The following is a 23628-nucleotide window of genomic DNA, read 5'->3' as shown; positions in this document are numbered from 1 at the left end:
AGATAGACTATTTATAAGCTGACAATAGCTGAAAAAAATTTTATCTCCAATAGACTACTCGGTACCGGATTCGGTATCGGTTTCAAAATTTTTCGAGTTTACGGATATTAATTCTTTAAGCTTAGAATCTAAATCGTTTTCAATTTGAGTTTTCAAGTCATAATATGTATTTTTAACCTCAACCGGTTGTTTCATATCGTTAATTAAACTTCCAACAGTATTCCAGTCTTCAGGAATCGGTATTTGTAAGTCTCTTAAATGCTCAGGCTCTAAATGCTGTTGTACAGCTCCATACTCATTAATTTTCATTTGATCTTGTGCATACATAGTTTGTAAGAAATGATATACGTATAAACGAGTTTTTTTATCTGGAATCCTTAAGCGAATCATATCGTCACTCAATACTGCTCCATCATGCATTTTGGTGATATATGCTACGCGACCAATTTAGAGGATTGAAAGCTCTATGGTCTGTCCCCATTCTAATGACGGCAATAGTCATTCAGCATAACTTTATAGAAAATCATTCTACTACTGATAAAGTTCCTTCTGGAAGAGCAGGAGTTAATTTAGAGTTAGGAGAGAATAAGATGGTTAGATTTGATCAGAATGTCTTCATTTAATTGTTAATTCTCTGGCAGCAACTTCTTCGTTAAAAATTTCCTAAAACATCCGCTACCGATTTATTGCCGAGTTGTTCGGCCAGCGCGACGAGAATGCCCTCGGGACCGCGGAGGTAGCAGAGTCGGTACATGTCCTCGTACTGTACCACCTCGCCAACGAGTTCGGCCCCGCGCTTCTGCAGGCGAGCAACAACGTCGTCGATGTCCGTGACGGCGAACATGATTCGACGTATACCGAGTGTGTTCACCGGCGCGTTTGGCTCGGCGCTCTGCGCCAGAGGCGTCCGGAACTTGCTCAGTTCAAGTCTGCTATGGCCGTCGGGGGTCCGCATCATCACAATGTCGCTTCGGACACCATCGAGCCCGACGACTCGGTCGACCCATCGTCCTTCAACTGTCGTTTCGCCTTCTAGCTCCAGACCAAGTTCTGTAAAGAACGCGATAGCAGTTTTGAGGTCGTCGACAACAATGCCGACATTGTCCATTCGTAGTAGTGCAGATTTTTTTGATTTCATAATCGTTACTCTTATTTTAGCAAATCTTCTATTTAACCTAAATTGGCAGTGTGCCTAATTTTCTGTAAAGTTTGCTCTATACCCTTTTTCTCCTCTTTTTTGATTATTGTTCGATTAGTATATACCTGTTTCCTGTGATCCATTCTTCATTTATATCAATACTGATTTCTGGTTCGGGAATGCTCCCACAACTTTGCTTCTTCTTTTGATCTCCTTGTTAGTTCTTTCCATCATATTTGTTGTTCTTATTTTCCTCCAGTGACTTTCCGGGAACTGCATATAATTCATTACATCATACTGAAAATTCTCAAGAGTATCTGCTGCACTTTTATATCCCATACTATCCAGTTCCCTTATCAGATCATTGAATTTCTGGCGGTCTACCAATGCTTCTTTTATTTTGTCTGCTACTTCTTTTTGTTTCTTTTTTGGAACCCTTTTCAGAGTTTGTCTTATCAGATGAACGTGACACATCTGCCAGCTTGATCCAATAAAGGATTTTCTAACTGCTTTTTGTATTCCTTTATGACCATCAGATTGATCGGAGCCATAAGCATGACAGAGGGGTGACAGAGCGACAGAACATTCGAACACACCTGGACACGATATCGCCAGATCCTGTCTCGCCAGATACCGTCGTTGTCCAGGAGCGAAAACTTGCTCCTGATCTGGCCCGCGGGTTCATGCTGTTATTTTTGTCCCATTGGAGCACGCCCCCCATCCCCCTCTATGGCGACGGTTGCGAGTCAAGGACCTCTTCGGGCCAACCATCCAGCACACCCCTAACTTCGAGATGCTCCAGCCTGTTAACCTGAATTTTTTTGCAGAAACAGTATTTAATGTAATCAGGTGAAAAACGACCATCGATTAGATGCTTAGCGCATTTTGATCGGCGATCATTTATATCGAAAATTTTATGAGTAAACACTTCCAATCAATATTGACCTATCAGATAAATGCTGATATGATAGTATTGACCAATCAGATAAATAGCAGTATTATAGTGTTGACCGATAGCATTGACCGGCCAGGCAAATTATTTTTGGCAGTTAAAGAAATTTTAAAGAAGGGAACAAAATGTTTACAAAATTGTTACATCTAGAACCCAAACGAAGAGATGCAATAATAAATGCTGCATTAAAGGAATTTGCATCCAAGGGTTATGATGATGCATCAACTAATGTAATTGCAAAAGAATCCGGAATTTCTAAGGGTTTATTGTTCCATTACATCAATACCAAAAAGGATCTGTTTCTGTTTCTGTTCGATTACTGCAATCAGGTTTTAAAAGAGGAGTATTTTGACCTAATTAATTTTAATGAAAGAGATATACTTGAAAGATTCCGCCAAACATACCTTCTGAAAGTTGATGTGATCCATAAATATCCGCGGATTTTTGAATTTATCAAGGTTGCTCTATTAACGGAAACCAATGAAGTAAAAAAAGAGCTGGAAGAAAGAAAAAAAACGGGGCAATCATCAGGTTATGAAATAATGTTTGAAAATATTGATGATTCTAAATTCAGAGAAGGGCTGGACGTTGAAAAATGTAAAAAGCTTATTTTCTGGGCCATTATGGGTTATTCGACTTATCGGTTGGAAGAAATCCGGAATTTAGAAATCAATGACCTGGATTTTGAAGAGATACAGATAGAATTTGACAGTTACCTGGACGAACTTAGAAAAAGTTTCTATAAATAAAAATGGAGCTGCCGGAATGAATGTTATCGAGATCAGGGGCCTGAAAAAGTCATTTGGCAAACAGGAAGCGTTAAAAGGTGTGGACCTGAGTGTAAAACAGGGAGAAGTGTATGGATTTATCGGACCAAATGGTGCAGGTAAATCTACCACAATTCGTATACTTCTAGGCATGCTTCGCAAAGACTCAGGTGAAGTTATACTGCTGGGAGGCGACCCCTGGCATGATGCGGTAGAATTACACCGCCGCATTGCCTATGTGCCCGGTGATTTTACATTGTGGCCAGACCTGACAGGCGGCGAAGTGATTGACTTTTTAGGGCGCTTAAACGGAGGCTTTGATTCGTCCTTCCGCAGAGAACTGGTAGAGAGATTTCAACTGGACCTCAGAAAAAAATCTAAAGCCTATTCAAAAGGTAACCGCCAGAAAGTAGCTTTGATAACTGCATTATCTTCAAACGCTGAATTGTTGATTCTGGATGAACCGACTTCCGGCCTGGACCCTCTTATGGAGCTCATTTTTCAGGAGTATATTCTTAAAGCAAAGAAAGCCGGAAAAACCGTATTTTTATCGAGCCATATTCTGGCAGAGGTCGAAGCTGTCTGTGACCGCGTGGGCATCATCCGGCAGGGCAAGATTGTGGAATCGGGAACACTGGAAGATTTACGGCATTTAACCCGAACTACGGTTACTGCAGAATTTGCTAATTTAAATATCGATTTACATCAGCTGCCCGGTGTATACGATACAAGCCAAGAAGGAGAAAAATGGCGATTTTCAGTAGACGCCAGTGCCATGGAAGGAGTTATGCGCATCCTGGCCCCTCTTGGACTGAAATCCTTGAAAGCGGAACCGGCGACCCTGGAAGAATTATTCATGCGTCATTACGGCGATGGATTAAAGGAGGCGCTTTAAGGTGAAAGAAGGCAAGGTAAAAGGAAGTAAAGTAAAAGGAGGAAATTTCACCGGTACAGGGGTCATTCTCAGTATATTATTTCGACGTGACCGCCTTGTAATGCCCATCTGGGTCTTGCTTCCTCTGCTAATTTTTGCCGGGCAACTTTCCTTTATAGGAGCAATGCCGGATTGGCAGGAATTCATCACAGAACTTTCCGCCAATCCCCTGGCTTCTGCCTGGCTTGGCCCTATTGTGCCCTTAAGCAAAGAAGGAAGAAACAGAGCATTTTGCTGAGATGGTACTGGCCAGACCTGTCAGCCGGACCCAATGGATGGGCAGCTACTTAATTATGGCATTTGCGGGAAGTATTGTTATACTTTTTGCACTTGGGATGGCTGCAGGACTCGGATGGAGTCTAGCCTCAGGAGATACGGCACTGTTGTCCCGTGCCCTGATAATGAGCCTTTCCAAAATTCCTCCCGTCTGGATAATTATTGGGATTTCCGCAATGTTTTACGGATGGCTACCCCGCACGTCATCTGTCTTAAGCTGGATTATACTGGGTTCGTTTATTGTTATAGAGATGTTCTGGGAGGCCGGACTTGTAAGATGGTCTGTGCTGCAGGTTACTCCATTTGCCTATGCACATTATAGTATTCCAATCAATGAGCTGTCCATTTCTTCACTGCTGGGGTTGATATTATTGTCAGCAGTATTTACTGGAATCGGCATGGTAGGGTTTAAACGCCGAAGTATTGGAGTGTAAAATATAGAAAATTAAAAGCGTCGAGAATCTCAATAAAGAATGAGACTTTTTAGTAAAACGTACGGAATATCAGGAAGAAAGTTTACCTGGTTATCAGAATTAATCAAAAAGTGAGCAAGGAGAATAAAGCGGGCTCGAAGGGATTTGAACCCCCGACGTCTGGGTTAGAAGCCCAGCGCTATATCCTGGCTAAGCCACGAGCCCTATTTGCTTATTCTACTGCGGAATACGAAATGCGCCTTCTAAGATAAAAGCCTTTTGTATGAACATCTGAATTCGGGTAGTATAAAATCTTAAAATATTTATGTGGAAGCGGAATTGTAATATATATTCAGTATCTACCCACTTTACTTGGAGTGTCTCTTAAGAATCTCAGAATGGCAGCTCTTCTCGAGTTCTGAGTTCTTTTAAGATCTTCGCATAGAACGTATTTACTGCTAAAGAGTGAAAAAGTTAAATGGGCTATTAGCCTGTAGATTAAAGATTGAACCGGATCGAAAGCTCCGGTTAGGTACCCCTACAGGCAATAAAAACTGAAAAGGATGATTTGCAAATGAGTGAGTTACTGATTTATTTAGACGGGAAATTTGTCCCGAAAGCCGAAGCTAAAGTTTCGGTCTATGACCATGGCTTCCTCTACGGAGACGGTGTGTTCGAAGGCATAAGAGCATATAACGGACGTGTTTTCAAGTTAAAGGAACATGTCGACAGGCTTTATGACTCAGCAAAAGCAATCGCAATGGACATACCCGTTACAAAAGAAGAGATGACCGAGATAATCCTTGAGACCCTCCGGAAAAATAACCTCAAAGATGCTTACATCCGCCCTATCGTCTCAAGAGGAATCGGTGATCTCGGGCTTGACCCCCGCAAGTGTGAAAAGCCGAGCATCATCGTTATTGCCCAGGGCTGGGGAGCCATGTACGGCGACCTTTACGAAGTCGGACTCACAGGAGTCAGTGTCTGTGTCCGCAGAAATGCGCCAGATGCACTTTCCCCGAACATCAAGTCCCTGAACTACCTGAACAATATTCTCGCAAAAATAGAAGCCAATGAGAAAGGAGGAGATGAAGCTATCTTCCTTGACCAGAACGGCTTTGTGTGCGAGGGTTCGGGAGACAATATCTTCATCGTCAAAAACGATAAGGTCTTTACACCCTTTACAATAAGCAATTTAAAAGGCATCACAAGAGCTACAGCTATCGAACTTCTGGACGAGATGGGATACAAAGCTATCGAAGCAAACCTTGGCCTCTTTGATCTTTATACTGCAGACGAAATTTTCGTTACCGGAACTGCAGCCGAATCTGCTCCAGTTACCAAACTTGACGGAAGACTCATAGGTACAGGCAAACCCGGGCCCCTGACAATGAAGATGGTCGAAGCCTTTGACAGAATAACCCGGAGTACGGGCACCCCTATTTATAAATAAAAGAATTTGAGTAACAAGAGTTTGCTTAATAAAAAAGCATGACTCTGAAGAAAAAAAATAAGAACTGCGGGACTCCTCCCGCCATAAACCTTTTTTCAACCTTGGTTAAGACCTGTTTTAGTTATATACCTATATTTCTCCGATATTCCGAACCAGTCATTCCAATCAAAACCGTATATTTTTTTCCTGCGGGTTCCGGCACATTTCAACTGTAAGAGAGTTTACGAATGCAAGAACAGATTGATATGCACCGGAAAACGCTATTAAGGTGAAAAATCCATCTGAAAACCGATAAGATTTCAGGTTTGATTCTCATGAAACGCAAAGAATTTCGGGAACTTGTCCCTGTGGAGGAGGCGCGGAGAATAATAAACAGCCTTCAAGTCCGGCCTGAGAAAGAAAGCTCAGCCCTTGAAAACGCTTACGGAAAAATCCTTGCAGAGGAGATAGTTACCGAAATTAATGTCCCCTCTTTCCCAAGAGCAACAATGGACGGCTATGCAGTCCGGGCAGAGGATACTTACGCCTGCAGTGAAACGGAGCCTGTAAAGCTGAAGCTACTTGGAAATATCCCTGCAGGTTCGGACGCCCGATTCACGGTCTCGACTGGGGAAGCTGTGGAGATTGCAACAGGAGCTCCTGTCCCTGAAGGGGCTGATGCTGTGGTTATGGTCGAGTACAGTTCCGAAGAAAACGGGACTGTACTCATTTCCAGACCCGTGACCGAGGGCGAAAATATCATGAAAGCAGGCTCTGATATTCTGAAAGGAGAAAGAGTGCTACGCAGGGGAAGGAAGCTGGGCACAAGAGAAATCGGGGTTCTCGCTTCCATAGGGAAAAAAGAAGTTCCAGTACTCAGGCTGCCTGTCGGGATAATTTCGACCGGAGACGAACTTGTCAATCCCGGAGAAAATCTGGCTCGAGGAAAAGTCTATGATGCAAATTCTTACACTCTCTATGCAGGAGTTCAGGAATGCGGAGCTTTTCCCCTGCTTTACGGGATCGTAATGGATGATGAAATTGTGATGAGAAAGGCACTTGAAACCGCAGTTTCGGAGTGTGCCCTGATCCTGACTTCGGGCAGCACATCTTCCGGGGCAGGGGATGTGATGTACCGGATAATAGACGAAGCAGGCGAGACCCTTGCCCACGGGATCAACATAAAACCGGGAAAACCCGTTGTCATAGGAGTGATAAAAGGGGTCCCGATTATCGGGCTTCCCGGAAATCCTTCATCTGCCTTATTGATTTTTAATGAATTTGTGGCACCTTTCCTGAGAAAGTCCCTTGGAGCAGAGGTCGGAATCCGAAAAACGGAAGCAGGAATTCTGAGTACGACCCTCCGCTCCGAAGGAAGGCAGCAGCTCCTTCCCGTAGGCCTGGTTCGGGGACGGGTTTATCCTGCAGACCGGGGCTCAGGGGCCATAACCTCTCTTTCCGAAGCCGACGGCTTTATAGAAATCCCACCTGAGACAGAGTTTATGGAAGCTGGAACTCCAGTGGAAGTAACTCTTTTTGGAGAAGTTGAAAAACCGGATCTGCTCATAGCAGGCGGGTTCTGCCCCGGACTTGATGTCCTGGAAGACCTTACCGGACTTCGGTTCAGAACCCTTTACACCGGTTCAAGCGGGGGTTTCAGTGTAATTGCCGCAGGCACGGCAGATATCGCAGGCGTGAACATGCCCTCCAGATATTCCGAAGGACGGAAAGAGACTCTACCAGGCGAAATCCTGTACAATACCCCGACAATCGAGAATATGGGGCTTTCAAGAGTCGTACTTATCAAAGGGTACAGGCGGGAAGTAGGATTACTTGTAAAGCAGGACAGCCAAATTTCCGGACTTGAAAGCCTGCCCGGTAAACGGCTGATCAACAGGAACAGAGGCTCGGGCACAAGGGCTATTCTTGAGATGAAAATAGAGGAACTTGCAGAGAAAAAGGGAATCAGCAAAAAAGAGTTGACTGAATCAGTCCCTGGGTACGGTTCCGGAGCGAAATCCGAAGTTGCAGTCTGCGAGGCTGTCCTTTCAGGAAAGGCTGATGCCGGAGTGGGTATAAGGAACTGTGCAGAAAAGAATAATGACCTGAAATTCGTAAAATTCGCAGAAGAAGAGTATGACTTCCTCATCAGAAAAGAGGTTCTTGACATTCCTGAAGTCAAAAAGTTCCTTCAAGTCCTGAACTCCGCAGAATTCGCTTCAAAGCTCCCGATAGGGCTACAGGTCTATGAGAGAACAGGAGAGATAATTCCTTTTGAGTGAACTGCCCGCTAAATCTAAAGATATAACGAGCTTCCGAGTTCACTTCTTTCTTTTTTAAAGACAGGTTTCAAGCTCTCCCCATACTCCACAGGTAATATAGTTCCTGCAGGATGTCAACACTTCAGAGAAAGTAAAATTGCCCGGGAACGAAGCCCCGGTTATAATAAACATTATCTCAGAAACTTAATTTCCAAAAATATATCCGTCTTTTATTCGTTGAATTAATAAAAAATATTGTGGAAAAAATTCGGGGATTTTTTTCGCAGGATTCAGGAATTGTACTCAGGAAAATAATCCCCATCAGGTCTAGCTCACAAAGTATGAAACTACGTTTGTTATTTGGGGGTAATATAAATGGCAGATATTTTGAGATTGTCGCCGGCTATATGCGCATATCCAGACGATAAATGTGAAAATCTTCAAATTGAAGTCGTTCTTCCGGGAGTTGAAAAGAAAGATATCTCTTTTAAGATCTCCGAAAATGGCTTTTATATAAAAGCTACCAAAGAAGGAGTCGAATATACAGACAGCTACCCGATCTACTGCCCGGTAGTCCCGGAAAAAGCAGTGGCTAACTATTCGAACGGCGTACTCAAAGTCACAGTACCTTATCAACAGCCCTTAGAAAAATTAGTTGATGTGAAAATCGAGTAAGGTAAAAAGTACGAAAAAGAAGAAAAAAACCAAAAAAAGAGAACTAAGGATCGAGAAAAGAATGCGATAAAGGAGACTCAATATATGGATAGTATAAAGGTAAATGTCAGGTGGATCGATGGCTATTATGAGTCATTCGATTGTACAGAAGTTAGATTTGGTTTGGATCTTCTGTGGATGAAGTTAACCGACAATAGAAACAGACATATTCCACTTCGAAGCGTACGCTGGTTTTCAGTTACACCGGAAAGTCGTGAAAGTAAAGCGACAGAATGAAGCAAATTGAATAAACGGAGACAACTGGAGTACATTTGCTGCTATGAGCGAGCTTTGCCTATCAAATAGTTCTTACAGCAGATACTTGATTCCATAGTTTGCATAGTAAGCAATTATTCATTTTTCATGTATGGGACTTACTTACTTGAGTCCCAAAGTCAGGAACAGTGAACTCATCCCTCCCTGTTTCCTACAGAAACAAGGAAGAAGTACTCCAATCATATGGGAAAATTTTGTACTATTGGCTTCCCAATTCGATCGCATAAGTCCTGCTTGCAATGTTTATCAGGAACTCTTTTTTCAATAAACTTTAAATATTATTATAATTATAAAGATATACAAATAGACTGGAGTATCTTTACCGGAATGCTATTACTATTGCCAAACCAGTAAATAAAGCCATTCCATAGGTATATATATTGCATCCAACTATTCAGGATAAAATATCCAGATAACGGATCTGTTTTAGATCAAAAAAGGTTTATAGAGACCGTTTGAATGCGGTTTCTTTTTCACGGAATATGAAAATCATTTCTTCAGTCCCGAAATCGGCAGGTTCCAGATGAGCAGCATACAGGAGCAAATACAGGAAGTAGAAGACGAAATCCGAAAGACCCAGTACAATAAGGCAACTTCTCACCATATAGGCAGGTTGAAAGCCAAAATAGCCCGCATGCGGGACGAAATTGAGAAGAAAGCTTCCTCAAAGGGTGGAGGAGAAGGTTATTCGGTAAAAAAGTCGGGAGACGGTACCGTAACTCTCGTAGGCTTCCCGTCGGTAGGGAAATCCACTCTTCTGAATAAGGTTACGGGCGCAAAATCAGAGGTAGCCGCATACGAATTCACCACTCTTACTGTCGTGCCAGGCGTGCTTGAACACAAAGGCGCAACAATCCAGTTCCTTGATGTACCAGGTCTTGTAAAAGGTGCATCCTCCGGGCGCGGACGAGGGAAAGAAGTAATTTCAGTCATCAGAAACTCTGACATGGTTATCTTTTTGCTCGATGTTTTCCAGCCAAAGCACTATGAAGTGCTTATGGATGAACTTTATCAGGCTGGAATACGGGTAGATGAAGTACCCCCTGACGTTACCATAAGGAGAAAAGACAGGGGTGGAATTGAGATTAACTCAACCATCGAGCTTGACCTTGATGAAGAGACTATCAAAGCTGTGCTTGATGAATACAAAATCCACAATGCCCATGTCCTGATAAGGGAAAATATCAATGTAGACCAGCTTATCGATGTTGTCCTGGGCAACCGGAGTTATGTCCGCTCTTTGATCGTGGTCAACAAAGTCGACCTTGCATATCCTCAGTTGATAGAAGAATGCCGGCGAATGTACCCGAACTCAATTTTTATCTCAGCCCATAAAGGCACCAATATCGAGGCTCTCAAAGATGCTATTTACGACTGCTTGGGCTTTATTCGAGTATACCTCAAACCTCAGGGACAACCAGCAGATATGGAAGAGCCACTTATAGTTATGGGTGGTACGAACATAGGCCAGATCTGTGACCGCCTGCACCGTGATTTCCGCAGGAAGTTCCGCTATGCCCAGGTCTGGGGTCCATCTGCAAAACACCCGGGGCAGAGAGTTGGGCTTGAGCATATGATGGAAGATGAAGATATCCTTACGATAATCATCCAGAAGTGAACTACCCGCCATTGAAATAGCAGGCTTCCTGGTTCATCCCTCTCTCTTTTGAGAGCAAGTCCCCAGGCTCTTCCCTGCGTTCCGCAGGTGTCAATTAATTATTAGATTTTGCTCAAGGAGAGAGAACTTTTTGACATTAATTGCAGCATTAATATCCCTATCATGCGGAGTCTTGCAATCAGGGCAAATCCATTCTCTATCCTTTAATGACAATTCTGAATTATGATAACCGCAAACATTACAAAGTTTAGAAGAAGGCTCAAATTGTCCAATCCTTAGTACCGTTTTCCCGAACCATTTAGCCTTATTATTCTAGCTTCGTTACAAAGCTATGCCATGCTGTTTTATCCTGAAATAATTTCGCTTTGAAACTTTTTTCCTTTTGTCCATATTTTCACAGCCCAAACAATCTCGTTCCTATTCTGAATTTTGCCTCAATTGGGAGTCTGTTCCAGAATGCATCTTGTGGTGATTCTAATTGTTCAAGTTTCAAAGCTCCATGAGGTCTCTGGTTATACAATTGAACGAATTCCTCGAACGATTGAAACTCTCCTCTAAACCTCTGATATGTATCGAACCATTTCTCTATTTTTCCGTTTGTTTGAGGATGTCTGACCCTTGCAAGTATTGGTTTAATCCCAAGTTCTCTAATTCTCGTTTTAAATTCACTTTCCCATGAACCATCCTCATTAATCCTGTGCGCTCCGAATTCACTTCCATGATCCATGATGAGCTCCCTTAAAGGGCATATATCCCAGTACTCTCTGACAAGTTCATCGATCACTTTAATGGTGTTTTCCGTGTTGCAATGAGCATACTCTCCTCCTGCAATTACCATTCTTGATGAATCATCAAGAATGGCACAGACTTGCAACCCTAATAGAGGGTTTTCATGCCAATCGATATGTGCAGCAGACATACTATGTTCACGTTCGTATCTACACCATTTTCTTCTCTGTTTCTTTTTTCGGTTTTCCTTGGCAAGGTTCATACTGAGTAGATAGTTATGGATTCTGTTATGAGATATTTTACGATTATACTTGCCTTCTATGAGAATTTCAAGATAACAGGCTCCAAACTTATAATCTGAGTAAGTTTGGTCAATTATCTCCTTATCGTCGGAGGATAACTGTTTACGTGGCCTTCCAAGATTATTACCAACTTGAGGAAGCTGATCAATGTCAACGTATTCTTTATATATCTGCTGAACTCGACGAGCTGAGATCCCCTGGATCTCAGCTATCGTCGAGGTAGATTCTCCTTTCAACTTTTGAGCAATGATCCAACGTATCTTTTTCCCGTTAAGTTTCACGATAGATAAGGGATTGCAACCAACATAGTTAGCGCGAAATAATTTCGGGATAAAACAAAAGCTATGCCATGCAGAATCACTTATAACCTGTGCTAAATAGTTATTCTTGACCATACCTTTAACATTCAGAGTTTCCAGTGTAATAGCTTGGTTCTCGCGGATAAGTTTAGAAGAGAGTTTGTGCTGGAAATTGTTTCTCTGATTACTAATTTTTTCATGGATTTTTGAGAGTAGTTTTCTTGTTTTATCTCTGCGTTTTGAACCGACCTGTTTCCTTGACACTCTTTTTTGGAGACATTTAAGTCTTTTAAGAGAATTTTTCAGGTATTTTGGATTTTCAATCTTTTCGCCTGTAGAGAGTACAGCAAAATCCTTAATCCCGACATCTATACCCACTGTAGTAGATTCAGAATACTTCTGTTTTGTAGGAAGTTCTTTCCCATCTTCAACAAGGATACTGACGTAGTATTTTCCAGTACATGATCTTGAAACTGTTGCTGTTCTCAGAGTACCTTCAAACGTTCTATGAAATAGAACTTCAACCTCTCCGATTTTAGGGAGCTTGACTATGCCCTTTTTAAAGTCTACAAAGTAGTGTTGAGGTACAGGAAAAGACTGTACCGGATTTTTCTTTGATTTGAATCTGGGAAAGCCGTTCTTCTCTCTGAAAAATCTAACAAGAGCCGCATCTACATGTTTTGTCATTCCCTGAAATGACTGAGAACTAGTTTCTTTCAGGAAAGGTTTTTCAGTTTTCAGGGCAGGAAGAAGCTTATCCAGCTCCATGTGATTTATACATTTTCCAGTCTGTTCATAAGTCTTAATTTTCTGTTCTAAAGCCCAATTGTAGACAAGCCGACAGCTACCGATGTGCTTATTTATTAGCGTTTCTTGTTTTTTAGCAGGTTTCAATCTGTACTTATAGGCTTTTAACATTAAAAGTTATATTAGTTTTACACGCATATATAACATGGGTAAATTACAAAAGTAGTTGTGGAAAGTTGACGGCATTCATCCCGCCACTAAAGTGACGGGTATTCTGCCTTTGATTATCGTAAAGTTATTTAAAAGTAAAAGAAAAAGGAAGGCGAAAGAAAAAAAGAGATCAATCTTTCGCATCCCATTATTTTGTTCAAGTTTTTCTGAATTTCTTAAAACGTTTAAGGGTTTGATCTTTTACGGATCAAATTTTACTCAGATCTAACTATTTTTCCAAACCCAGTTTTCTTAAATCCAACTTTATCAAATCAGACCTTTTTCTTAACCGATATTTTGGAGTTTTATGACACTTTAATTTTCAGGACAATTTTTTGAGCTTATTTATTTTTAGAGAGCCCGTAATGTTTCAGAACTGCCTGAGAAAATATTTCTTTTTCTATCGTCCTCGGATTCAATAGAGTTTTTAGCTTCGACTTCTTCTTCGAACTCAGCAGCACATTCAGCCGGGCTTTTCCTTTGAGATTGTTCACGATCTTTCATTTGAAGAACAACCTTTCCACCTGTTCCGATACCATATCTTTTCTTTGCAGCCTCAATAACTGCTGCAAGCATACCGGAATAAGAAATGTTTGCATAAGCTGCCATTTTTGCAAGATGTCCATCCCAGCACCATCCAGGGTTCGGATTAACTTCAAGCAGCTTTGGCCTGCCTTCGGCATCAAGTCTCCAGTCAAAGCGAGCATAGTCGCGGCAGCCCAGCCTTGCAAAGAGAGCAAGGCAGCTCCTTACAATTTCCTTTTCGATCTTTTCAGGCAGACCAGCAGGTACGGATCTGATCTTCCAATAAGGAGAGTCCGGGAGCCATTTAGCCTCATACCCGCAGATCCTGGGAAGTTCCTCGGGAACCGCAGAGTAATCTTCTTCCGTGATAGGCAGCACAGTACAGAAAGGCGGGTTTCCGATAATTCCAACACTGATGTCTTTTCCCGGAAGGAATTCCTCCAGCAGGAAAGGCTTATCTGCCCCTATTTTTTCCCGAGTCAATTTCATGATATCAAATATATCTTCTCTGCTGTGGACTATGCTTTTCTGCGTAATTCCGAAACTTGAGTCCCCTGAATTGGGCTTTACGAGCAGAGGGAAAGAGAGGTTAAGCCTTGAAATATCAGAGTCTCCGGTAACAAAAACTCCCTTTGCAACAGGAATGTGCATCTCACGGGCGACTCCCCGTACAAGAGACTTATCATAACAGTAAGCAAGGCACTGAGGACCTGCACCTGTATAAGGAATATTAAGTTGCTCAAGCATGGCAGGGACATGGAGCTCTTTTGTAGGGTCGTTATAAAAACCTTCATCACAGAGGTTAAGTACAAGGTCAGATTTTCCTGCTCTCTTTTTGAGGTCTTCGAAAAGGGTTTCGTGCCTGTCAAGGAAAGTAAATTTCATATAAGGAATTTCAGCAAGCGCTTTCTTCATCCTGTTAACTGTTTCGAAGTCATCATCATCAAACACACAGGCAGGTTTGACCTGGTCTTCCTTCCTCGGATCTCCGAGCACTACAATAACGTTAAGGGGTTTTTTACTCTCAGCACCTGGAGAAGCCATAGACGGCCAGGCTTTCTCAACCGTAGCTGAAACGAGAATTCTCTGTTCCATCATTCCTGCGTCCTGGGTGCCTGTTGATACAGGGCTAAAGGTCGTATGAAAAGTCGGGCTACTGAAACCAGACGCTGTAAGCAGTTCAAAAAGACTTTCTCTATTGTACAGCCTCTCAGCGTAAAATTGATCCGCAATTATTCCTCTATCAATGCGGCTTATAACCTCCCTGCAGATAAGACGTTCACCGTCAGAAGAGAGAGCCCTTTCCCTGCACACAAAATACTTCCTGTCCAGCCATTCCCATGATCTTTGCTGGAAATTTTTTTTCATGTGGTCTCCATCTACCGCGTCAATAAAGACCCTCCCTCCTGGCCTCAGTACTCTGAAAACCTCTTCAAGCACTTTTCGGTCCTGCAGGGTGGAATCAAAATATCCAAAGCTGTTTCCAAGGATGGTAACCACAGAGAAAGTATCGGAGGGATAAGGCAGTTTTCTTGCGTCCCCTTCCCTGAACCTGACCTGCAGGTTTTCTTTCTGAGATCTTGTTCGTGCTTTCCGGATAAGGTACTGGGACCTGTCATAACCTTCAACATTTGAAAAACCTCTCCTTGCCAGTTCCAGGACATGTCTACCCTGACCGCAGCAAAGGTCAAGAACCGCATCTTCAGGTTCGAGTCCAAGGATAGAGACAACAAGATCTGCCTCTTTCTTTGTAACGTCCATGTCATCCAGAAGATCGGCATCGGTCTTGAGATAGAGGGAATTAAAAAGAGTCTGCCACCAGTCGGACCGGACATGAGGTTCAAGGTCTTCAACAGGCCCGAGGGTTTTCGTCTGTACGGTACCTTTAGCGCGTTTGCGCCTTGAGTTTGAATCGGTATTATTCTGGGTCATGATAAGATATCTTCCCGAAAAAAATGTATGTGCTTTCAGTATATCAAGTTTATCGGAGGGTTAAGAAGCGTTTATATACTCAGGAGGTTAACTAGAAAAATCTATTAAAGGATTAACAGATTTTAGAACGGCATTTCAGGATAAAATGAGTTTTTTAGCTCCATTTATAGAAATATCATTGCTTTTAAGGCTTAAAGAAATATAAAATAAATAATAGCATCTAAAAATGAAATTAAGATCCCAATTCTGGCGAATTCTATAAAAGAGAAGCTTTCACCTTCTTTTTCTGCATTCTGGAGGATTATAACGTTGCTTGCGGCCCCCAGGATTAAAAGATTTCCTGCAATGGTACTTCCGGCAGCGAGCGCCATCAACTGTCCCTGAGAAACTTCGCTTCCCATTGCAGGAAGATAGAGCGCAACAAAGGGGACATTAGAAATAAGCTGGCTGAGTCCTATGCTAAGAGCCAGGATGGTCGGAACCGAGCCTAGCTGCGGAGACATCCTGTAGAGAAGCTCCTGGCAGGTCCCTGACATCCAGACACTTTCCATCATCACAAACATTGAAATAAAGAAAACCAGAGTTGTCCAGTCAATGTTCATTACGACCTCAGTTCGCCTTTTGCTGAGCAGTATGGGAGAAGCTGAGAGCAGGGCAATCCAGCTCAAACTGAAATCCCATGCAGGCAAAAATTCTACAAGAAGGATCTTACAGGTAATAAGAGCCAGCAGAAGCAAAAGAGCTTTTTTTGAGATTTCTGCAAGGTCAGGATCGGAGATGACCTCTTCAGAATGAACTAGAGCTGGTCTCCCGAATTCACGGCTGAAAAAAAGTCTGAGAACTGCATAAGCAAGTGCTAGATTTATAAGAGTTGGCAGAGCCAGCGAGTTTAAAAATGTCACAAATGGGGAGTCAAGTTTTCCGTCAATTGCGATCAGAAGGTTTTGAGGGTTTCCTATAGGGCTCATGACACTGCCTGTGGTTATTCCGAAAGCCAGGGCAAAGAGCATAAGTTTTGGGGATACCCCGTACTTCCGGGAAAAACGAAGGACCAGAGGAGTACCCATAATAGCAAGGGTATCGTTCATAAGGACTGCAGAGAGAATTCCGGTGGAGAAAATTACAAGCAAAACAAGCTGATCCGTGTTTTTCGCCTTTGAGACTATCCGACCCCCAAGCCAGGCAAGGTACCCGCTCCTGTTAAGTGCCTCACCCACACAAAAGGCTCCGAAAAGAAAGAGGAGAACATCAAGGTTAATTGCCCGGAGAGCTTCTTGAGGCGAGATTTCTCCAAGCAGCAGCACCGAGAGAGCCCCAAGAGTCATAACCTGCCAGATCTGCAGCCTCAAAGACCCTATCTGCCTCAGAGCAGTAAGCAGGAGGACGCAAAGGAGGACGAGCACCGAAAGATCGGGCGAAGACACAAAAGAGGAGATCAAAGACTCTGCTGCCATAAATCCCGCAAGCTGGTTAACATAAGTTTCGGAATTCTATTAATATAAACTTTGAATGTGATATATTTGCAAGTATAAATTTCCTGCGCTCGCACATACCGCCTCCTGAAAAAAGAGGTCGAAAAATTCCTGGGGAAAGGGCTGTCCCAGGTTTTTTCGAAAATTGTATGTTATGTATATTATTATACAGATTTGTGGTTTATTTGCAGAAGTACTGTATTAGACAAGTGACAGTGCTTCAGTGGGGATATAGACTTTATCAGTCATAGCGTAGACAACTATTCCATCGAGCTCATGGGTTACGCCGTCTTTGATCAGAAGGTTCTTGTTTACCGGAAGTTCAGCATCCCCGATTTTGAGTACAGGGTTTTCAGGATCGGTTGTGTCAAGCAGATATTCATCGGCTTCAAGGGTTCCATCCCCGTTATCTTCAGAAAGTACCTCTCCGACTTCAACAAAGAGATGCTCGTTTGTCTCAGCCAGATCGAATTTAAGTTTGTCGGCAATATATTCCGCAATTTCGGTATTATCCATATACCCTGCAGGAGAATCAGGACCAAAAGCCCAGAGGGGGACGTCTTCTCCGCAGTGCCCGTTGGTTGTCCAGCCGATTACGGTGTGATTCCGGCTAATGACCTTGCTGATTGCATAGTCAAGTGAAAGATCTTTTCCATTATTATATAGCTCAAGAATCTCAGTTACATCATCGTCGGTTGCATCAATTCCCCACCAGGTTTTCAGCTGGGATTTAATGTTGTCGTAAGAAAGATCCTCTCCTATTTTTTTAGCTACTCCTGCCGCAGTGATATTCATACCTTCAAGAGGGGTTACCACGTCTTCTATGCTGGTATCATCATATTCCGAATCATAATAACTCCCTATTGTCATCCCGCCGGTATTGTGGTCAGGGAAGACTATGACCAGGGTGTGCCCGTCAGCTCTGGCAAAGTCAACCGCAACTTTGACAGCCTCGTCAAAAGCCAGGAAGTCAGTTACCTCGTAAATCGGGTCATTGGCATGCCCTGCCCAGTCTACCTGGCTGCCTTCCACCATCAGGAAAAAGCCGTCTTTGTCCTCACAGAGGAGTTCGATGGCTTTTTCAGTCATATTTGAAAGAGAAGGTTCCTCAGGTGCAAACTCAGCGCGGTCGATGTCCGGTTGCATATGGCCGCTGGCAAAGAGCCCCCATGCATTCCCTGAACTCAGGGCGAGCATCTCGGTCTCGTTGTCAACATACTGGTAGCCTCTGTCGAGAAGGACTTCAGTAAGGTTTTCCCCGTCAGTTCTCTTGCCGCCGTCGGCAACGGGAAGGAGGTACTGTGAACCACCACCGAAAACAACATCGATGTCTTCATACACCATCTGTTCCATAATTTCGCTTTCATTATTCCTGTTATCAACGTGAGATGCAAAAGCTGCAGGTGTTGCATGGGTCACCCTGGAGGTTGCAACAAGCCCGGTAGCTCTACCTTCGAGCTTTGAGCCTTCGAGCACTGTTGCAAGGGGACTGTACTCCTCTGCCGGGTCTGCGACAATACTCAGAAGAGTATCATTTCTGGGACCCACACTTACAAAACCGTTAGTTGTCTTGAACCCGGTAGCAAATGCCGTTGCGGCAGAAGAAGAATCCGTGATAACGGAATCGGCGCTGTAAGTGGATACAGTTCCAGCCACCATTTCATCAAGCTGCAGTGGTTCTCCGCCATACCAGCGTGCGAGGGTCTGGACACTCTGAGAGCATCCGTCAGGGACCATAACAATAACGTTTTTTATTTTGGCTTCCGACCCTGCAACAGGTTTGCATTTAACGGAATCGTTGAAATCAGAGTTGTTATTCAAATTGTCTTTCACAGCTACTGCAGAACCAACATTTCCAAGCAGTAAAAGTCCTATGATGGAAAAAGTCAGCAAAATGTTTGTTTCCTTGCTTTCCATGAAAATTCCTCAAACTGAGAGCGGATTCTTAAGAGCAGGCTTAATTTCAGACCATACTCAGAATTTAGATCTCAAATTTGAAGAGGAAGCCAGCTGTATTTGAATTTTTCACATATAAAATATATATTGGACGATAGTCAATGTCAGAAAAGTGCAGCTATATAACTCTATTTTGCAGTACCTGGAGTCTGGGAAAATATCCGTCTATATCCTTCCCTTTATACCTTACTAGAACCTTCAACGCATTCATTGACAGACTTTCCTATGAAATCTTTGCATTTTGCCAGGCACTTAGTCTAAAGTAAACAATAACAGTATCCGTATTCTATTTAATTCCTGAACAAAATACTCTATTTTTCTTCATGCCAAGAATATTCAATTATAAAAACGTCTACAAGAGAAATAATTTAATGCTTAATCGATAACATATGATGGAAATTTAGTCATGAACAAGAAAATTAGAATTATAACTAGAAGAAGATTATTTAACAATTTTTACTTCTCTTTTAAAAGGTTGAATTTCACAATTTCTCATATTAATCTGATACGAAACAAGAAAAAGGAAGGAAAGTTTACCAGTAAACCAGTAAACTTGTAACAGTTCCTTCCATACCATTAAGCGTTCCCTGTCTGAACAGGTACTTTCCGCTCAAAGGCTGACCAATTACCACATTCAGTTGCTTATCCTGAAGTGTTGCTCCTCCAGGAACACCCGTACAGTCTATATACACAGTTCCCTTATCAGTTGTTTCAAACACATTGAACGCGTGATTAGCTCCGATTGCACCCACCCAACCGGCTTTTATACCGGCAGCTTCTGCATTATCGTGGAGGGCTTTTGCAAAGTCACTGCAGACATATGTTGAAGTATAAGGTCGTTCGTCGGTCTTGTCAGCTTCCAGGAAAGCCAGGAGCTGGTCATAGGTAGGGTTTACCGCGTTGTTATAGTTTGTAAGGGTCAGGACTTGCCCATTTCCTCCAACTGTACAGACATTATTACTACATAGTTTCACAGTAGTTGTGCCGGTTGCATTTGTTGGAGTGACAGGGGGGACAGAACTCCCAGGATCAGTGGTTCCGGGATCAGTGGGCTCGGGATCAGGGATTCCAGGATCAGTGGTTCCGGGACAGGTATTTTCTCCGGAATTACAAGTTACACAGTTCCAGTCCGGACACTGGTTACAAGTTCTACATTCGGTGTTTTCTCTGGAATTACAGGTTTTGTAGTCCCAGTCTGAGTATTGTCTGCAGTCTGAATACTGGGAATTATTCCATTCATAATTATTATTATAGTAGTGTTTTCCACGCTGGTACGAACAGGCAGCGGAAGCTGCTGAGGCGGTCAACAGCAAAATGAAGAAAACACTTAAAAGTTTTATTAGGGTTTTTGTTCTTAACTTCTCCATGAAAATTCCTCGGGTTGGGAGCAGATTTTCAAGAACGGAATCGGTTCAAATCTACTCGGGGTTTAAATCACAGTTTTAAAAAGAAGGTAAACTATATTTTAATATTTCGTACATAGATGGGCATCTAATGATATGCAACGTTGGGAAAAAAATGCAACTACGTAATTCTATTTTGTATCTAATGTCATCTTAAAAATATACAAGTCTGTTTTTTTCCATACATACTTTCTCAGAATTAAGACTTGAAAAAAGATCTCAAAAAAAACTCTGGAAAAAGAGTTATCCCAGGAATTTTCGAAATATATATATGAAAATTAGAAATTACTAAATTATATATTAGTAAACTGGGAACTTTTATGGAGTAACCGGACTTTATCAGATAATCGGATATTTTGTAACGTTATGACTCGTTTTGGAGAAAAAATTTTAAAATTAAAAGCCATGAGGGAAAGCCTTAAATCCCTGTTTTTATCTCATCCCAGAGCATTTCCATCTTTTCAAGTGGCGTATTCAGAGGGATCTCGCAGCCCGTTGACAGGATAAAACCCTTTTCCGGGGCTGCGGAGAGACAGCTTTTTACTTCATGCCCGATCTCAATCCTGGAACCGGTGGGAGGGGAATCCGGAATAATGTTTCCCATGAGGCAGATGCCGGCATTGGAGAATTCCTTAAACTCCTTGAAGCAGTGCCTCGGACCACACCCGATATTGTTGTGATTATGAAGTTTTTTACATTCAACCCCATAATTTTTCCCAAGCAGCCTGACGTCCCCGAAGGCAAAGTTAAGGGCATGAGGTTCAAGTCTCATTTCCAGGTCATAAAAGGCATGGGGTGCACAGTTATGGGAGATTACGTATCCTCCTTCGGCTTTGATATGATCGTAAAGTCTCTTTGTATATGGCAGCATAAATTCCTCAGCCATCTGCGGGCTGAAAAGGTCGCCGGTGTTTTCCCCGTTTTCAATAAAAATACCATCTGCACCCGATTCGAGCAGGGAGTCAGCAAACAGGATGCAACTTTCCGTGAGTTTTTTCAGCAGGGCATGGAAATTATCCCTGTCCTTCAGCATGTCAATGCAGAGCCTGCTCCCTCCCATGACCTGAGATGCAAGCATAAGGGGAGACATTGCTGCTCCTGTGATAAAGGCTTCATTCCCGATTTCCTTTTTCAGGATTTCAATCGATCCGGCAATAGTCTTTACTCGCTCGGAACTGTCGATGTTATCTGGGTTTATCAGTTCATGCTCGGTTGCGGATTTGAGGGCATATTTCGCAACCACGGGATAAGCATTTTCCTTTATATTTACCTTCGTCCCGAGCGCCTCGGCTTCCACCAGAAGGCACCCCCAGGGGGACATCACGTTATCGTGGTGATACATCTCCTTTGCAAGGATTTGCGCTCTTGCAATTCCTTCTGCAGAGCAGTATACAGCTTTAAGGCTTGCTCCCATTCGCTCCAGTACCGCGTTCCCTGCTCCGAACCAGAGGTAGCCGTAAGGGGTCCTGTCAACATCTTTTCTTTCGAGTGCGCCAATAAAACGTTCCCTTGATGTCATTTTTGTTTCCACAAATAAGATCTCCTTTTTTAAGCTTCCAGATATCACTATAAAAGTACTTTTATAAATACAAGCCTCAGAAGTTCTAACTGAAAGAGGATCTCCTTTATCGGATTCAATCGTATCCGGCGTCTAACAATATGGGATTCAAACCTGCAGGAACATAAAAGGATAGAAACTCGAAAAAGAATAATCGAAATTTTTATTTTTAGTAATTCTCGGAAGTGCCAGTTAGACTTTCACATGTCCAGGAAAAGAGAATAATAGCTGCGAAATCTTTAACACAGACCCGAAGTATTACAAAATATGACAGAAATGTTTACGTTTTCTGCAGTGGTGAAAAAGGAGAACGAGTGGTATGTATCCTCATGCCTGGAACTGGACATATCGAGCCAGGGAAAAACGATTGAAGAAGCAGTTTCAAACCTGAAAGAAGCAGTTGAGTTTCATATCGAAAAAGAAGGCATTACCCTTCCGATCAAACGCCCGTTTCTGACAACATTTAAAGTAAGAGGAAAATGCTCTGAAGAGAAAAAGACACTATAAAAAATATGGTGTAAGAAGAAGCTCAGAGGCACTATTATCCTTTATACTGTGTCCCCCAACACAGCAGCCCTGAAGATACGCTCCCCCAAGCATAGTGGTCCAGAGCAGGATCAATGGCCCCCAAGCAGTTCTTTTTGTAATACCCTACTCACTTCCCAACTCCACAAGTATAACATTATATCATTACTATTTTAAATTAATTACTCTAAATTTTGTATTTAAAAAAAAATTAATTTTACATTGAAAATTTCAAGGAGAGCTTACAGATTTATGTAAAAAATAGAAAATCTGCAGAGAAAGAAGAGAAATAAAGTGAAATCAGGAAGAAAAACTGGAAGCAAAACAAACGGAGACGAAGTAAGAAAATGCCCGAAAGCACTATGTTCCGACTGTAGCCCCCGATACAGTTGTCCCAGAATTACGCTCCCCCAAGCATAGTGGTCCGGAACAGGATCAGCGGCTTTCGGCAATTCTTTTACTTACTCATTTATACCCATTACTCACTCGTTCTATCTATTCACTCCTCGTTGCAAATATATAATTGGCTCTTGATTACTTTAAATTAATTATATCAAAAATTGTTTCCTGAAAAAATATTATTTCATACAAAACAATTCAGAGCTTGAAAAGAATTTAACAATAAGTGTGCTTTTAACTGCATCAATTCTCAAGAAAATGCACGATTTAGAAGAACAGCGAGTAAAGTTAGCTGAGTTTTAAAGTTTGGAATTTATCCTCGAGCCTGGAATAGCAAAACAACTCTTAAAAATGGTTCGAAACTATCCAGTTGTCCGGGGTCCGTAAAAACTGCTTAGAAATAGATCAAAGAAAAAGCAGTCGAAAAGAGCATTAAAGAGTTGTGAGAAAAAGTTGTGAGAAAAAGCCCGGAGACACTGCATATCTTTACTGCGTCCCCCAACACAGCCTCTTCGAAATTCTGCACTTCCCCAAACATATTTATTCGAAGAGAATATCAGTGGTCTCCAAGCGGTTTTTTGGTGGTAGATTATGCTGGTTTACCCCATCTCATTTCCCTACAACATATAGTAATAGAGCCTATCCCAAAACTTCATTTAATCTAATTACTGCTGCTACCATTACGACTCCTAGATATGATTCCTCTTTTATTTCATATCTTGGAAATACTTTCTTACATGACTCTATCCAGCTAAAGAACCTTTCTACTATACTTTTCATTTTGTATTCT

Annotated in this window: 19 protein-coding genes, 1 tRNA gene and 3 pseudogenes; 10 read left to right on the top strand and 13 right to left on the bottom strand. The window is 42.3% G+C overall.

The window, feature by feature from the left end:
* Positions 1–54: 54 nt before the first annotated feature.
* Positions 55–447, bottom strand: a complete 393-nt coding sequence (locus tag MSHOH_RS01830; RefSeq protein ID WP_269848438.1) for a restriction endonuclease subunit S — start codon at positions 445–447, stop codon at positions 55–57.
* Between the two features lie 38 nt (positions 448–485).
* On the opposite strand from MSHOH_RS01830, the gene MSHOH_RS24180 reads away from it, so the two are divergent.
* Positions 486–623, top strand: a complete 138-nt coding sequence (locus MSHOH_RS24180; RefSeq protein WP_162197595.1) for a hypothetical protein — start codon at positions 486–488, stop codon at positions 621–623.
* Positions 624–652: 29 nt separating this feature from the next.
* Here the strand turns inward: MSHOH_RS24180 and MSHOH_RS01820 are convergent, their stop codons facing one another.
* Positions 653–1108, bottom strand: coding sequence for a VOC family protein (locus MSHOH_RS01820; RefSeq protein ID WP_048143028.1), 456 nt, complete (start codon positions 1106–1108; stop codon positions 653–655).
* Positions 1109–1241: 133 nt separating this feature from the next.
* Positions 1242–1675, bottom strand: a pseudogene (locus MSHOH_RS01815) (transposase); the annotation flags it as partial.
* A gap of 540 nt (positions 1676–2215) precedes the next feature.
* Here MSHOH_RS01815 and MSHOH_RS01810 point away from each other — a divergent pair.
* Genes MSHOH_RS01810 through MSHOH_RS01795 form a run of 4 tightly spaced genes read left to right on the top strand, consistent with a single transcriptional unit; the run spans position 2216 to position 4501 of the window.
* Positions 2216–2839 (top strand): TetR/AcrR family transcriptional regulator, encoded by a 624-nt coding sequence (locus MSHOH_RS01810; RefSeq protein WP_048136871.1) that lies wholly within the window; start codon positions 2216–2218, stop codon positions 2837–2839.
* Positions 2796–3752, top strand: coding sequence for an ABC transporter ATP-binding protein (locus MSHOH_RS01805; protein ID WP_275425546.1), 957 nt, complete (start codon positions 2796–2798; stop codon positions 3750–3752). The genes MSHOH_RS01810 and MSHOH_RS01805 overlap by 44 nt, the downstream gene beginning before the upstream one ends.
* Position 3753: 1 nt before the next feature.
* The gene (locus MSHOH_RS01800) at positions 3754–4029 is read left to right on the top strand and encodes a hypothetical protein (RefSeq protein WP_048136870.1); all 276 of its coding nucleotides are present in this window, start codon (positions 3754–3756) and stop codon (positions 4027–4029) included.
* 55 nt (positions 4030–4084) lie between these two features.
* Entirely contained in the window at positions 4085–4501 is a 417-nt protein-coding gene (locus MSHOH_RS01795; RefSeq protein WP_158024019.1) for a hypothetical protein, read from the top strand.
* A 129-nt stretch (positions 4502–4630) separates the two neighbouring features.
* On the opposite strand, the gene MSHOH_RS01790 is transcribed toward MSHOH_RS01795, so the two are convergent.
* Positions 4631–4705, bottom strand: a tRNA-Arg gene (locus MSHOH_RS01790).
* A gap of 349 nt (positions 4706–5054) precedes the next feature.
* Here MSHOH_RS01790 and ilvE point away from each other — a divergent pair.
* The 4 genes from ilvE to MSHOH_RS01770 all read left to right on the top strand — a co-directional run bounded on the left by ilvE (position 5055) and on the right by MSHOH_RS01770 (position 10781).
* Positions 5055–5933, top strand: a complete 879-nt coding sequence (gene ilvE, locus MSHOH_RS01785) for a branched-chain-amino-acid transaminase (RefSeq protein WP_048136868.1) — start codon at positions 5055–5057, stop codon at positions 5931–5933.
* Positions 5934–6247: 314 nt separating this feature from the next.
* Positions 6248–8194, top strand: coding sequence for a molybdopterin biosynthesis protein (locus tag MSHOH_RS01780; RefSeq protein WP_048136867.1), 1947 nt, complete (start codon positions 6248–6250; stop codon positions 8192–8194).
* Between the two features lie 354 nt (positions 8195–8548).
* Positions 8549–8848: an Hsp20/alpha crystallin family protein gene (locus MSHOH_RS01775; RefSeq protein WP_048136866.1), complete on the top strand. Its 300-nt coding sequence runs from the start codon at positions 8549–8551 to the stop codon at positions 8846–8848.
* 838 nt (positions 8849–9686) lie between these two features.
* Entirely contained in the window at positions 9687–10781 is a 1095-nt protein-coding gene (locus MSHOH_RS01770; protein ID WP_048136865.1) for an OBG GTPase family GTP-binding protein, read from the top strand.
* Positions 10782–10871: 90 nt separating this feature from the next.
* Here the strand turns inward: MSHOH_RS01770 and MSHOH_RS22480 are convergent.
* The 8 genes and pseudogenes from MSHOH_RS22480 to MSHOH_RS01735 form a co-directional block, all read right to left on the bottom strand.
* Positions 10872–11124, bottom strand: a pseudogene (locus MSHOH_RS22480) (zinc ribbon domain-containing protein); the annotation flags it as partial.
* 51 nt (positions 11125–11175) lie between these two features.
* On the bottom strand, positions 11176–12093 hold the full coding sequence (locus MSHOH_RS24480) for an IS481 family transposase (protein WP_082089262.1): 918 nt from the start codon (positions 12091–12093) through the stop codon (positions 11176–11178).
* A 57-nt stretch (positions 12094–12150) separates the two neighbouring features.
* A pseudogene (locus tag MSHOH_RS24475) lies at positions 12151–13029 on the bottom strand (RNA-guided endonuclease TnpB family protein); the annotation flags it as partial.
* Positions 13030–13419: 390 nt separating this feature from the next.
* The gene (locus MSHOH_RS01755; RefSeq protein ID WP_048136864.1) at positions 13420–15525 is read right to left on the bottom strand and encodes a methyltransferase domain-containing protein; all 2106 of its coding nucleotides are present in this window, start codon (positions 15523–15525) and stop codon (positions 13420–13422) included.
* 191 nt (positions 15526–15716) lie between these two features.
* On the bottom strand, positions 15717–16979 hold the full coding sequence (locus MSHOH_RS01750) for an anion transporter (protein WP_048136863.1): 1263 nt from the start codon (positions 16977–16979) through the stop codon (positions 15717–15719).
* A gap of 219 nt (positions 16980–17198) precedes the next feature.
* A complete protein-coding gene (locus tag MSHOH_RS01745; RefSeq protein ID WP_052730667.1) occupies positions 17199–18914 on the bottom strand; it encodes an alkaline phosphatase in 1716 nt (571 codons plus the stop codon).
* Positions 18915–19486: 572 nt separating this feature from the next.
* Entirely contained in the window at positions 19487–20320 is an 834-nt protein-coding gene (locus tag MSHOH_RS01740) for a hypothetical protein (protein WP_048136862.1), read from the bottom strand.
* A gap of 454 nt (positions 20321–20774) precedes the next feature.
* The gene (locus tag MSHOH_RS01735; protein WP_082089201.1) at positions 20775–21887 is read right to left on the bottom strand and encodes a uroporphyrinogen decarboxylase family protein; all 1113 of its coding nucleotides are present in this window, start codon (positions 21885–21887) and stop codon (positions 20775–20777) included.
* Positions 21888–22181: 294 nt separating this feature from the next.
* On the opposite strand from MSHOH_RS01735, the gene MSHOH_RS01730 reads away from it, so the two are divergent.
* Positions 22182–22421, top strand: a complete 240-nt coding sequence (locus MSHOH_RS01730; RefSeq protein ID WP_048136861.1) for a type II toxin-antitoxin system HicB family antitoxin — start codon at positions 22182–22184, stop codon at positions 22419–22421.
* Positions 22422–23477: 1056 nt separating this feature from the next.
* On the opposite strand, the gene MSHOH_RS22470 is transcribed toward MSHOH_RS01730, so the two are convergent.
* On the bottom strand, positions 23478–23618 hold the full coding sequence (locus tag MSHOH_RS22470) for a hypothetical protein (protein ID WP_239451159.1): 141 nt from the start codon (positions 23616–23618) through the stop codon (positions 23478–23480).
* Between the last annotated feature and the right edge of the window lie 10 nt (positions 23619–23628).

Source organism: Methanosarcina horonobensis HB-1 = JCM 15518, assembly GCF_000970285.1.
GTDB lineage: Archaea > Halobacteriota > Methanosarcinia > Methanosarcinales > Methanosarcinaceae > Methanosarcina > Methanosarcina horonobensis.
This window is presented reverse-complemented; position numbering and strand designations above follow the sequence as displayed.